General features: G+C 68.6%; 13 protein-coding genes. 7 read left to right on the plus strand and 6 right to left on the minus strand.

Features of this window, described 5'->3' with window-relative positions:
• Positions 1–47 precede the first annotated feature (47 nt).
• The gene (locus AC099J_RS13745) at positions 48–878 is read right to left on the minus strand and encodes a M48 family metallopeptidase (protein ID WP_479615816.1); all 831 of its coding nucleotides are present in this window, start codon (positions 876–878) and stop codon (positions 48–50) included.
• Positions 879–927: 49 nt separating this feature from the next.
• Here AC099J_RS13745 and AC099J_RS13750 point away from each other — a divergent pair, with 49 nt between their 5' ends.
• From AC099J_RS13750 to AC099J_RS13760, 3 genes are all read left to right on the plus strand, one after another.
• Positions 928–2,295 carry an AmpG family muropeptide MFS transporter gene (locus tag AC099J_RS13750; RefSeq protein WP_479615817.1) on the plus strand — a complete coding sequence of 456 codons (1,368 nt, stop codon included), beginning with the start codon at positions 928–930 and terminating at the stop codon, positions 2,293–2,295.
• A gap of 97 nt (positions 2,296–2,392) precedes the next feature.
• On the plus strand, positions 2,393–3,106 hold the full coding sequence (locus AC099J_RS13755; RefSeq protein ID WP_479615818.1) for a response regulator: 714 nt from the start codon (positions 2,393–2,395) through the stop codon (positions 3,104–3,106).
• Positions 3,107–3,195: 89 nt separating this feature from the next.
• A complete protein-coding gene (locus AC099J_RS13760; protein WP_479615819.1) occupies positions 3,196–4,458 on the plus strand; it encodes a sensor histidine kinase in 1,263 nt (420 codons plus the stop codon).
• A gap of 209 nt (positions 4,459–4,667) precedes the next feature.
• On the opposite strand, the gene AC099J_RS13765 is transcribed toward AC099J_RS13760, so the two are convergent.
• Positions 4,668–4,985, minus strand: a complete 318-nt coding sequence (locus AC099J_RS13765; protein ID WP_479615820.1) for a hypothetical protein — start codon at positions 4,983–4,985, stop codon at positions 4,668–4,670.
• Between the two features lie 235 nt (positions 4,986–5,220).
• Here AC099J_RS13765 and AC099J_RS13770 point away from each other — a divergent pair, with 235 nt between their 5' ends.
• Together AC099J_RS13770 and AC099J_RS13775 are read left to right on the plus strand one after the other, a co-directional pair.
• The gene (locus AC099J_RS13770) at positions 5,221–6,087 is read left to right on the plus strand and encodes an amidohydrolase family protein (protein ID WP_479615925.1); all 867 of its coding nucleotides are present in this window, start codon (positions 5,221–5,223) and stop codon (positions 6,085–6,087) included.
• The gene (locus AC099J_RS13775) at positions 6,077–7,063 is read left to right on the plus strand and encodes a tripartite tricarboxylate transporter substrate binding protein (protein WP_479615821.1); all 987 of its coding nucleotides are present in this window, start codon (positions 6,077–6,079) and stop codon (positions 7,061–7,063) included. Before AC099J_RS13770 ends, AC099J_RS13775 begins: the two co-directional genes overlap by 11 nt.
• Before the next feature lie 33 nt (positions 7,064–7,096).
• Here the strand turns inward: AC099J_RS13775 and AC099J_RS13780 are convergent, their stop codons facing one another.
• The 4 genes from AC099J_RS13780 to AC099J_RS13795 form a co-directional block, all read right to left on the minus strand.
• Positions 7,097–7,345 (minus strand): CsbD family protein, encoded by a 249-nt coding sequence (locus tag AC099J_RS13780; RefSeq protein WP_479615822.1) that lies wholly within the window; start codon positions 7,343–7,345, stop codon positions 7,097–7,099.
• 243 nt (positions 7,346–7,588) lie between these two features.
• Positions 7,589–8,470, minus strand: coding sequence for a LysR family transcriptional regulator (locus AC099J_RS13785; RefSeq protein ID WP_479615823.1), 882 nt, complete (start codon positions 8,468–8,470; stop codon positions 7,589–7,591).
• 17 nt (positions 8,471–8,487) lie between these two features.
• Positions 8,488–9,519: an NAD(P)H-dependent flavin oxidoreductase gene (locus AC099J_RS13790; RefSeq protein WP_479615824.1), complete on the minus strand. Its 1,032-nt coding sequence runs from the start codon at positions 9,517–9,519 to the stop codon at positions 8,488–8,490.
• Between the two features lie 15 nt (positions 9,520–9,534).
• Positions 9,535–10,764, minus strand: coding sequence for an O-antigen ligase family protein (locus AC099J_RS13795; RefSeq protein WP_479615825.1), 1,230 nt, complete (start codon positions 10,762–10,764; stop codon positions 9,535–9,537).
• 137 nt (positions 10,765–10,901) lie between these two features.
• Here AC099J_RS13795 and AC099J_RS13800 point away from each other — a divergent pair, with 137 nt between their 5' ends.
• Both AC099J_RS13800 and AC099J_RS13805 read left to right on the plus strand, forming a co-directional pair.
• Positions 10,902–11,681: a hypothetical protein gene (locus AC099J_RS13800; RefSeq protein WP_479615826.1), complete on the plus strand. Its 780-nt coding sequence runs from the start codon at positions 10,902–10,904 to the stop codon at positions 11,679–11,681.
• Complete coding sequence (locus AC099J_RS13805; RefSeq protein ID WP_479615827.1) at positions 11,678–12,433, plus strand: glycosyltransferase family 25 protein; 756 nt, start codon at positions 11,678–11,680, stop codon at positions 12,431–12,433. The genes AC099J_RS13800 and AC099J_RS13805 overlap by 4 nt, the downstream gene beginning before the upstream one ends.
• Positions 12,434–12,471 lie beyond the last annotated feature (38 nt).

Genomic DNA, 12,471 nt, shown 5'->3' on the forward strand with positions numbered 1-12,471 from the left:
TCCCGCCAAGCCGGAGCGGGCTTGCTCCCGTGGACCCGGCGCGGCGCTCAACCCCCCTGCTTCGCCCGCTCGTACAGCGGCATCACCTTGGGCAGGTTGCGCTCGATCTCCGCGATGCGTGACTTGCCGGCCGGGTGGGTGCTGAGCCACTGCGGCGGTGCGCCTTTGCTGGCCTCGCTCATCTTGTTCCACAGCGTGATGCCGGCGCGCGGGTCGTAGCCGGCGCGGGCGGCCAGCTCCAGACCCACGAGGTCGGCCTGCAACTCGTTGTCGCGCGAGAAATTCAGGCTGATCAACTGCACGCCGCCGCCCACCACGGTGCGGCCCAATGCGCCCAGGCCCAGCAGCTCGGAGAACACGCTGGCCCCCAGGTTGGTGGCCGCGTTTTTGCCGGCGCGCTCACGTGCATGCTCGCGCAGGGCGTGTGCGATCTCATGGCCCATGACGGCGGCGACTTCGTCGTCGGTCAGCTTCAGCGTGTTCAGGATGCCGGTGTAGAAGGCGATCTTGCCGCCGGGCATGCACCAGGCGTTGATCTGCTTGCTGCCGATGAGGTTGACCTCCCACTTCCAGTCTTTGGCGCGGGGGTTCCACTCCAGTGCGTGCGGAATGATGCGTTGGGCAATCGCGCGCAAGCGCTGCAATTGTGGATTCCCGGCCGGGGCCAGGGCCTTTTGCTGCGCCGCCTGCTGCAGCGTCTGGCGGTATTGCTGCTCGGCCATCTGCTCGATGTCGTCGGCCGACACGAGCCGCGTGAAGGCGGAGTTCTCGCCGATGGCGACACCCTCGCGCACATTCTCGTCGCGCGCCAGGGCGGGGGTCGTGGCGATCACAAGGGCGGCAAGACCGGCCCCCACGGAAGACTTCAAACGCTTCATGCAGTGCTTTCCCAAGAGCTCGGCGAGAGGGAGAACGTATTATTCCCAGATGACCCGCGCCAGCGCAAAGACCACAAACGCTGCGGCGCCATCTTGGGCCGACACGCTCAAGGTTTATCTCGAACCGGCCACGCTGCGCATGCTGTCGTTGGGCTTTGCCGCGGGCCTGCCGCTGCTGCTGGTGCTGGGCACGCTGAGCTTTCGGTTGCGCGGCGCCGGCATCGACCGTACCACCATCGGTTTCCTCAGCTGGGTAGGCCTGGCCTACGGCTTCAAGTGGGTGTGGGCACCGCTGGTGGACCGCATGCCGCTGCCGCTGCTGACGCGCCATTTGGGCCGGCGCCGCAGCTGGCTGCTGCTGGCGCAGGGCGTGGTGGTGGCGGGCCTCATCGGCATGGCGCTGCTCGACCCGCGTGCCGGCCTGCAGCCGCTGGTGTGGTGCGCGCTGCTGGTGGCCTTCGGCTCGGCCACGCAGGACATCGCGCTCGACGCGTTCCGCATTGAATCGGCCGGCAGCGAGCGCCAGGGCGCACTGGCGGCGGCCTACCAGACGGGTTATCGGCTGGCCATGATCTGGGCCGGCGCCGGCGTGCTGTGGGTGGTGGCCTGGGCCCGGCAAGACGGCACGGGCTATGAGAACGCGGCGTGGACCACCGCGTATCTCGTCATGGCCGCATCGATGGCTGTGGGCGTGCTGACGGTGCTGCTGTCCAGCGAACCGGCGCCGCGCGCGTTTGCCCCGGCCCGCAACGCGCGCGACTGGCTGCAGCAGACGCTGGTTGAGCCGTTCGCCGACTTCATCCGCCGCCACCGCTGGCATGCGGTGCTGATCCTCGCGCTGATCGCGGTCTACCGCATCAGCGACGTGGTGATGGGCATCATGGCCAACCCGTTCTATGTCGACATGGGCTTCACCGAGGGCGAAGTCGCCACGGTCAGCAAGGTCTATGGCGTGGTCATGACGCTGGTGGGCGCCTTCATCGGCGGCGTACTGTCGATGCGGCTGGGCGTGATGCGCGTTTTGATGTTGGGCGCCGTGCTGAGCGCAGCCAGCAACCTGCTGTTCGCCTGGATGGCCGGGCGCGGCCACGACCTGACGGCGCTGACGCTGGTGGTCTCGGCCGACAACCTGGCGGGGGGCATTGCCTCGGCGGCCTTCATCGCCTACCTGTCCAGCCTGACCAACGTGAACTACTCGGCCACGCAGTACGCGCTGTTCAGCTCCTTGATGCTGCTGCTGCCCAAGTTCATCGCAGGCTTTTCGGGCGTGTTCGTGGACGCGTATGGCTACGCGGACTTCTTCACCACCACGGCCCTGCTGGGTGTACCGGTACTGGTGCTGGTGGCGCTGGCCATGCGGGTCCAGGGGGCACGGCCCATCGCCCCGCCATCGACACCCACGCCCGCGCCCTTCTGAAGCACCCCGGCACGCGGGTTTACGATTCTTTACGGCGACGACAACGCCGCACGTCGGCGCCGGCCGCACCATGGGCGATCCCCATCAGAATCGCCCCATGAGTACACCTTTGTTGATGATCGAAGACGACACCCGCCTGGCCCACATGGTGGGCGAGTACCTGGGCCAGTCCGGCTTCGCCGTGCACAACGCACCGACCGCGCAAGAGGGTCTGGCGCGCCTGCAGACGCCTGGCGCCGTGCTGCCCGAGCTGGTGATCCTGGACCTGATGCTGCCCGACATGGACGGGCTGGAGGTGTGCCGCCGCATTCGCTCTTCGCAGGGCGAGATCGCGCGCGTGCCGGTGCTGATGCTGACGGCCAAGGGCGACCCGCTGGACCGCATCATCGGCCTGGAGCTGGGCGCCGACGACTACCTGCCCAAGCCCTTCGAGCCGCGCGAGCTGCTGGCCCGCATCCGCGCCGTGCTGCGCCGGCGCACCGAGGGCGCGCCCACCACCAACGCGGTGATGCGCTTCGGCGCACTGGAGATCGACCGTGATGCGCGCGCCGTCACGGTGGCCGGCAAGGCCTGTGATCTGACGGCCTACCAGTTCGACCTGCTCGTGGCGCTGGCCGAGCGCGCTGGCCGGGTGCTGACGCGCGACCAGATCATGGAGGCCGTGCGCGGCCGCGAGCTGGAGGCGTTCGACCGCTCCATCGACGTGCACATGGGCCGCATCCGCGCGGCGATCGAGGCCGACCCGAAGAACCCCAAGCGCATCGTGACGGTGCGGGGCGCCGGGTACGTGTTCGCCAAGCAACAAGACTGAGATGACGCAGCCCCCACGCTCATCGCTCCGCGCATCGCTGCCCCCCGAGGGGGCCTGTCGGTCGCTTCGGGCGCCCGGGCGCCTCTGACATGGCCCAACGCGTTCTGCCCGGCGTGCTGCAGCGCCTGTATGTGCGGATTTGGCTGTCGGTGCTGGCCACTGTGGCCGTGCTGATGCTGCTGCTGGGCTGGGTCTGGCGCGTCACCACCGACCCACCGGCGCGCACCGTGGTCGTGCAGAACATGGCCGGCGAGATCATCGGCCGGGGCGCCTGGAGCGGCACGCGCGACCTGCAAGGCGCCAAGCCGAAGCAGGAGGACGACGACATCACAGCGCCGGACACCGCCGCCTCGGCCCCTTACGCACAGTACAAGAGCGGCCCTGAATTCCTCGTCCGCATGCAGGACGGGCAGGAGCTGCTGATCCACCTGCCGCGCCCCCCGCGTTCGCAGTGGAACCGGCCGCCCACCGGCTTCCTGTGGGTGCTGGCCATGGTGGGCATCGGCGCCGCGCTGGTCATGTGGCCGGTGGCGCGCCGGCTGACGCGGCGGCTCGAACGGCTGCAGAGCGGCGTGGAGCGCTGGGGCGCGGGCGACCTCTCGGCGCGCGTGGCGATGTCGGGTGACGACGAGGTGGGGTTTCTGGCGCAGCGCTTCAACACTGCGGCCGAGCGCATCGACCAACTGGTGCGCGCGCAGAAATCGCTGCTGGCCAATGCATCGCACGAACTGCGTTCGCCGTTGGCGCGCATCCGCATGGGGCTGGAATTGATGGGCACGGCGCCGACGCCGGCGATCCGCGACGAGATCAGCCGCAACATCGGCGAGCTGGATCAGCTCATCGACGAGATCCTGCTGGCCAGCCGGCTGGACGCCCACGAATCCGACATCGGCACGGTCGAAGAGGTTGACTGGACCGGCCTTACCGCCGAGGAATGCGCACGCCTGGACGTGGCCTTCGCGGTCGGCCCCGAAGACGCCGATGCGGACGCCACCGCGCCGCCGGTTCAGGTGCAAGGCGTGCCCAAACTGCTGCGCCGCGCCGTGCGCAACCTGCTGGAGAACGCGCGCCGCTATGGCCGTGGCGAGGTCATGGCCACCCTGGAACAGCATGACCGCCGGGCCGTGCTGCGCGTGTTCGACCGCGGCCCCGGCGTGCCGGCCGCACTGCGCGGCCGCATCTTCGAGCCGTTCTACCGCCTGCCGGGGGCCAGCGAGAGCAACGGCGGCGTGGGCTTGGGTCTGGCGCTGGTCAAGTCGATTGCCGAACGCCACGGCGGCTCGGTGCGGTGTGAAGAGCGCGAGGGTGGCGGGGCGTGCTTCGTGATCGAGTTACCGGGCGCGGTGGGCTGAACGCAGCTGGCATCTGCGAACGACAGTCAGGTTCTTCGGCCAACAGCCGGTCGATCTCCGCGCGCTCGGCGGCACGGGTCGGTTTCATGGCGCTGTACCAACGAACCGCGATGTACGCAGGTATGAGTGACGCCAGCATGCAGGCCCCGATGGCCATGGCGAACGCGATGGCGAGCAACAGGTAGAGGAAGATTTCGAACATGGCTTGCTCACGCCGCTGTTTGCAGGAAGCCCGGCTGCGGCCACTCCAGCAATTCGGCAGTGCGTGCGACGACCCAATGCGCCTCCGGTGGCTCGACACCACTGCCCTCGGCCAGCAGGCCCATCCAGCAGCGGCGCAGCACTTCCTCTTTCGGCAAGTCCTGGCTGTGTTCGAGGCTGGCGCACAGCGTGGTCATCTGCGCGGCCATGTCCTCACACAGGTCGTGCCGGGCCTCGACCACCTCGCGGTTGGCGGTGGGCCGGCCGTTCTTGCTGTACAGCGCCATGAAGGCGTCGGGAATGACGGTCTGGTTGGGTTCGTACATGGTGGGCTCTCGGGCGCGCGGTGAATGTCAGCAGGGTAACCGGGAAGGCGCCGCGACCGGGCGAGGGCCATAAGCAGCAGTGATGCAAACGCAACGGAAATTGGCTTTCAGCGTTGCCCGCGCCTCTCGATACTGGCCGCCGACCGCACAACGCGATGCAGGCATTCCAGGAGACCACATGGCGCCACCCTCACCCGTAGAACCCAAGCCGACGCACGCCGCTGCGGTGGTGGGCATGCGTGTCGTCGAGACGTCGGCCCCGGCCCGCGCCGCAGCCGAAGGCGCGCCCGTGACGGCCATCGACAGCCACGCCCACGTGTTTCTGCGCGACCTGCCGATGGCGGCGCAGCGGCGTCACACGCCCGCGTACGACGCGCCGCTGGCCGATTACCTGGCGCAGCTGGATGCGCATGGCATTTCGCACGCGGTGCTGGTGCAGCCGAGCTTCCTCGGCACCGACAACCGCTTCATGCTGGACGCCATCCGCGCGCAACCGCAACGCCTGCGGGGTGTGGCCGTGGTGGCGCCTGGCATCGATGAGCACGCGCTGCGGGCACTGGCCGACGGCGGCATTTGCGGCATCCGGCTGAACCTGGTCGGACAAGCTTTGCCGGACCTGGCGCAGGCCGATTGGCAGGTCCTGCTGGCGCGTGTGCGCGCGCTGGATTGGCACGTCGAAGTGCACCGTGGCGCAGCCGACCTGCAGGTGATCGGGCAGGCGGTTCTGCAAGCCGGCTGCAAGCTGGTGGTCGACCATTTCGGCCTGCCGACCGCAGCGCACGACGCCGCCGAGTGGATGGCCCGGGCGGCGCAGACGGGCCGGCTCTGGGTCAAGCTGTCGGCGGCATACCGCAGTTGGCCGCAGTGCGCCGATGCCGGCGCGCTGAACGCCGCGCACCGCCTGCTGCGCGACCTCGGCCCCGCCCGCCTGCTGTGGGGCAGCGACTGGCCCCACACGCAGCACCGCGACCGCGTCACCTACCCATCCACCCATGCCGCGCTGCGCGATTGGGTTCCCGACGCGGCGGCACGCCAGCGCATCCTGGCCGACACCCCGGCCGAACTCTTTCACTTTTCCATCGGAGACCACCATGCCCCATGACACATCCACCCTGCGCCGCGTGACCCTGACCGGCATCGGCGCCGCCCTGCTGCTGGCCACCCTGGGCGCGCACGCCCAGGCCTGGCCCACCAAGCCGATCAAGCTGGTCGTGAGCTACCCGCCGGGCGGCACGGTCGATGCCGTGGCGCGCATCATCGCAACGCCGTTGTCGCAGCGGCTCGGCCAACCCGTGGTGGTCGATAACCGGGGCGGGGCGGGCGGAGCCATCGGCGGCGATGTCGTGGCCAAGAGCGCGCCCGATGGGTACACGGTGTTGGTGGACGCATCCAACCACGCGCAGAACCCGGCCCTGCGCAGCAAGATGCCATTCGACACGCTGCGCGACCTGGCGCCGGTCTCACTATTGGTCAAGGTGCCCAACGTGCTGGTGGTGAACCCGTCGACCACGATCAAGACCGTGCAGGATCTGGTCGCCCAGGCCAAGGCCAAGCCGGGAATGATCAACTTCGCATCTTCGGGCAACGGTTCGGCCCAGCACCTCGCGGCCGAGCAGTTCAGTGCGATGGCCGGCGTGCAGATGACGCACGTCGCCTACAAGGGTGGTGGCCCGGCGCTGACGGATGTGATGGCCGGCCAGGTGCCGGTGTTCTTCGGCAGCCTGGCCTCGAGCCTGGCCTACATCCAGGGCGGCAAGCTGCGCGCCGTGGCGGTGACCGGAAAGGCGCGCGCACCCGTGCTGCCGCAATTGCCGACGGTGGCCGAGGCCGGCCTACCGGGTTTCGAGGTGTACGAGTGGAACGGTGTCTTCGTGCCGACCGGCACGCCGGCAGCAATCGCCGAGCGCCTGTCCAAAGAACTCAGTGCCGTGCTGCAGGACCCGGAGGTGCGCAAGCGGCTGGAAGCCACGGGCGCAGAAGTCATCGGGTCCGCACCAGCAGAGCTGGACGCCTTTCGGCGCAGCGAAATGGTCAAGTGGGCCAAGTTGGCCAAAGACAACAAGATCCAGATGGACTAGGCCGCGCCCGCATGAAGCGGACGGGCCGCGGCTTCAGCGCCTGGAGACCAGTGCGCCGAGGATGAAGCCGACACCGGCGACCAGGGCCATGGTGCCAAGCGGGTTGGCGACGGCGGATTCGCGAACCGTGTCCAGCACGTCGCCGTAGGCCTGCTGGGCCTTGCCGGCCGCCTGGCGAGCCTTGCCCTCGACCTGGCTGGTGGTGTCGCCGGTGGCTGCGCCGTAAGCGTCTTGCACTTTGCCAGCGATGTTCTGCATCGTTCCTTCAGCTTGATCCAACATGTTCATATTCCTTCAGGGGTGTATCGGTTTTGTGTTGCGCACCACGCGTCTGTCGAAGCCTTTTGCTGCGGCGCTGTTGACGTGAAGCAAATGCGACGACTCTGCAATGCGCGTACACCAATGCTAGAGATGGGCTGCTGCGGTGGCGAGCGCCCGCCGTCACAACCACGCGTCAGGCTTTTTCCCGCGCCGGTGTCGTCCTGACTGAGGGCGGGCCGTGCCGCCGCGAACGCGCTGCAGCGCCTACGCCACCAACATCTGGGCAAACAGATCGGCAAACCCGGGGCGCGAACGCATGCGCCACAGCGCTGACAACTCGAACCGGGGCAGCGCGTCTACCTCCTGCACTTCGGCGAAGCGCACACCTTCGTGCTGCAGCGCGCGCACCGAGCCGGGCAACAGCGACCAGCCCAGGCCCGCCGCCACGCAGGCCAGCACAGTCAGCGTGCGGTTGGCATCCTGCACCACCCGCACATCATGGCCGGCACTGCGGAATGCGCTGAGCAGCCGGGCGCGCAGGGCCGGGATCTGCTGCTCGGGGAACCACACCAGCCCATGCCGCGCAATGTCGGCCAGCGACACCGCCGCCCCGCCTGCCGGCGCATCAGCCACCGGCAACGCGGCCACGAAGGTTTCGCCGCCCAGCTGCAGCTCGTGCACGCGCGCGTTGACCGAGACCGGCGGGTGCAACAGCGCCACGTCGATGCGCCCGCCCTCCAGCGCTGCCACCTGCTCGGCGTTGCTCATCTCGCACAGCACCACATCCAGCTGCGGATGCTCCGCCCGCAGCCGGCGCAGCGCGCGCGGCAACACCTCATAGACCGCGTGCGTGACGAAGCCGATGGTCAGACGGCCGGCGCGCCCGGCGCCGATGGCGCGCGCGCGTTCGGTGGCGGCATCGCCATACGCCAGGCTGGCGCGCAGATCGTCCAGGATCGCCTGGCCGGCCTCGGTCGGCGCGGCGCCACGCCGGTTGCGCTCGAACAGCTTGGCGCCGATCTCGGCTTCGAGCCGGTTCAACGTCTGCGTCAGTGCCGGCTGTGCCAGGCCCAGCCGCTCGGCCGCCCGCGTGAGACTGCCTGTCTCGGCAATGGCGACCACACAGCGCATCTGCCGGGTGTCCATGCCCGTGCGCCCGTCGATCAGCGACCGGAAAGCAGGCGCGTGAGCCGCGCCGCGCTGGCCTGGCCGCAGCCGCTGCGGTTCTGGCCCGACCACAGTGGCGAGAAGTCGCCGCTGCCTTGTGCCTCGGCCGCAACGCGCAGTGGTGCCAGCGCCGGCGTGGCCGTCGGGAAGGCCGGGGCATCGCTGCTCATGGGGCCGATCTCGCGCATCAACCGGTTCATGAGGCCGCGCGCCGGGCGGCCGGTGAACAGGCGCGTCAGCGCCGTCGGGCCGGCGTGCGGGTCCAGCAGCGCGGCGCGGTGCATGGCGCTGGTCTCGGCTTCGTCGCAGGTCAGATAGGCGGTGCCGACCTGCACCGCCGAGGCGCCCAGCGCCAGCGCGGCCAGCACGCCCCGCGCGTCGGCAATGCCGCCGGCCGCAATCACCGGCACGCGCAGCACGTCGACGATCTGCGGCAGCAGTGCCATGGTGCCGCACTGCGCGGCCAGGTCGTCGGACAGGAAGTGCCCGCGATGGCCGCCGGCCTCCAGGCCCTGGGCGATGACGGCATCGGCGCCATGCTGCTGCAACCACAGCGCTTCGGCCACCGTGGTGGCAGACGACCAGACCTGCGCGCCCAGCGCCTTCACGCGCGCCAGCAGATCGGGCGCCGGCAGGCCGAAATGAAAGCTGACCACCGCCGGTTTGAATTCCTGCAGCACATCGGCGATCGCGTGGCTGAAAGGTTGGCGGCCAACCCCGCCCGGCACGCCGGCCGGGTCGATGCCGAACTCGGCGTAGTAAGGCGCCAGCCGCGCACGCCAGCGGGCCTCGGCCGCCGCATCGGGCGCGGGCGGCTGGTGCGCGAAGAAGTTGACGTTCCAGGGCTTGGTCGTCTGGCCGGCGAGGGCCTGCAGCTCGGCACGCAAGGTGGCGGCATCGAACATCGCCGCAGGCAGCGAGCCCAGGCCGCCGGCCTCGCAGACGGCCAGCGCGAGGCGGCTGCGCTGGACGCCGGCCATGGGGGCCTGGATGATGGGCAGCTCCGTGCCCGTACATGCGATCGTCATGGGATCAACCTTTCGTCAGCCTGCGGCCCCTGCGCGTGGCGGCGAGGCGAACACCGCCTCGGCGTAGAGCAACACCAGCATCATCACGAAGAAATGGCTCTCGCGCGAACTCCACAGCGACGCATTGATCATGCTGTCGGCGGCGAACATCACGCCGAACGCGAGCAACAGCGGGCGCTTGGCGACAGGGCAGGCTCGGGCTGCGAGAAACGGCGACGCCACCAGCACGAGGAAGGCAACCAGCCCGGGCAAACCAAGCTCCATCCAGAAGAACAGGAACTGGTTGTGCGGATGCCACCCCCCCAGCCAGCACCAGCCTGGCTCGGTGACCTGCGCACACCACTGCCAGTGGTAGCTGCCCGTGCCCCAACCCAGCCATGGGTGCTGCAGGATCATGCCCATCGTGTGCTTCCAGAAATTGACGCGCCCGCCGATGCTGTTGACGTGCATCTCGCCACTGGTCTGCGCCTCGGACATGCCCAGCAGCACGCGGTGGTGGACTTCACTGGAGGTACCCAGCATGACGAGCAGTACCAGCACCAGGCCGCATGCGACCACCATGCGCTGCCGGCCAGTGAAGCTGGCCAGTGCAAACGTCACAACGCCCAGGCACAACAGCAGGTAGCCGGTGCGCCCGCTGGACAGCTGCGTGACGCTGACGGCAGCCAAAAACACCACGGTGCCCCAGGCGATGCGCACGCCGGCTCGGCCAGGGGCTGCCGCGCGCGTCAGTGCCACCACGGCGAGGAAGCTCATCATCACGCTTTGGGTGATGTAGTCGCCGACCACGGTGTGGTCCACGCCCCAGCCCTGGTTGCGGGTTTTCGACCAGGGCGGATCCCACCAGATGTTGGCATACGTCGCCGCCAGCACCAGCAGCATTGCGGCGACGAAAGCATCCATGCAGTAGCGGCGGTGGCGCTCTTGCGAGAGCAAGGTCAGGTAGACCGGGATCAGCAGCAGCTTGGCGTACTTGGTCAGATGCAGCTGGATATCGCCGGGCGGGGCTGCGTCGCGTAACGCTCCGACCAGAATCACCGCATACAAGGCCAACGCCGCATAGACCACCGGCTCCCCGCGCACGCTGCGCCAGCGCTCGGCGTAACGCCCGCACAGCAGCCCGAACAGCAGCGCCAGGCCCATGAAGACATAGCCTGGCGCCAGCGCGACGGGGAACAGGAAGTAGGCCGCCACCAGAGACCAAACGGCGGCGAGGTCCATCGTGGACGTGAACTTGCGAATCATCCGAAATTAGTGGAAAGTGACCAGCGACGCCGCCGCCCCGCAGGGGAACACGGACATCCGGACGCCGCCGGCATAGGCGCCAAGCATCCTACCCGGTCCCTCAAGTCGCCCTGATCGGTCGAGCACAATACGCGCCCATGGCCCGTCACGACACCCTCTCGCCGTCCACGCATGCGAGCGCCAGCGATGCTGCAGTGCCGGGCGAGCGCCCCATGGTCCACAGCATGTATTGGGACAACGTACCCGAACCGATTCTGCGCAAGCAGCGCGAAGTCTTTTCGCATCTGGGACTGCCTTTGCACCAGGACAATGCGAACAAGACGGTGCACGGCAACTGGATGAATGCGGTGGTCGGGCGGCACGCCCCCGCCGATGTCATCGTGTTCTGCGACATCGACGCGTTTCCGCTGTCGGTGGCCGCCTATGAACGCGCCATCGACTGTGCACGGCGGGGTGGGCTGTTCGGCCTGGCCCAGTTCTCCAACCACAAGCCGGGCGATGACGTGTACGCCGGGCCGATGTTCATGGCGCTCACGCGCCAGACCTGGGAACGCCTGGGCGCGCCGGACTTGCGGTCCAGCAAGCTGCACGATGCAGCCGAAATTCTTACGCCAAACGCCAGGCACGCGGGCGTGCCGGTGGACCTGTGCTATCCGTCCAGCACGCTCATCTCCAAATGGGCGTTGGGACACGAGGGCGTGTTCGGCATCGGCACCTTCTATGGAAGGCTCGAGTTCTTCCACCTGTTCGAATCGCGCAAGCCGGGATACGAGGCCATCCTGACCGCCGTCGCCGACGACGTGGTGACGGACCGGCCTTTGGACTTCAAGCGCTATCTGTCGATTGCCGAGCCTTTGCAGCAGGTGGCGGCGACCAAGCCCAGGCGTTCGTGGTGGAAGAAGCTCGCCGGCAAATGACGCAGGTCGGGGCGCCCGCACTGCCCATCGTCTTCATCAACCTCGACCGCGACGAGGACCGCCGCCAGCGGCTGCAGGCCGAACTGGCGTTGCTGCCCTGCCCCTCGCGCCGGCTGCAGGCAGTCTGGTGGCCCGACGTGCCGAGCGCACGGCAGGCGGCGCTGTACAGCGAGTCGCTCAACGCCCGCCAGTTCTTCCAGCCCCTGGTGAATGGCGAAAAGGGTTGCTATGCAAGCCACATCGAGGCGTGGCAGCAATTGGTGGCCAGCGATGCGCCGGCCATGGTCGTGCTGGAGGACGATGTGCGCCTGGAGGACGGTTTCGTGGCGGCGCTGGAGGCGATCGCCCAACTCGATCGCCCCTGGGACATGGTCAAGCTGATCGGGCGGGCGCAGGAAAAGCAGCGTTCCAGCCTGCCGCTGGGCGCCCAGCACCGGCTGGTGCAATACACCCGCGTGCCCAGCCTGACGGCGGGGTACGTGGTCAGCCGCAGCGGCGCGCGCAAGCTGCTGCAACACCGTGTGCCGTTCGGCCGGCCGATCGACGTCGACCTGCGCTTCTGGTGGGAATGCGATCTGCAGATCTACGGCATCTGGCCACCCGCGATCGCGCTGGACGAGACCAGTTTCACCAGCGCCATCGGCCCGCGTCCGATCCAGGCCTCCTGGGGCCGGTCATGGCGCAAGCTGATGATGAAAACGCGCCTGACGGTGCTGAACGCGTTGCACCGCAGGCAGCAGCCGCCGCTGTGATGCGACAGGGCCCTTGCAGCCTGTCTGGCACACAGGCC

The sequence above is a fragment of the Rhodoferax sp. RT4P68 genome (genome assembly GCF_056521305.1).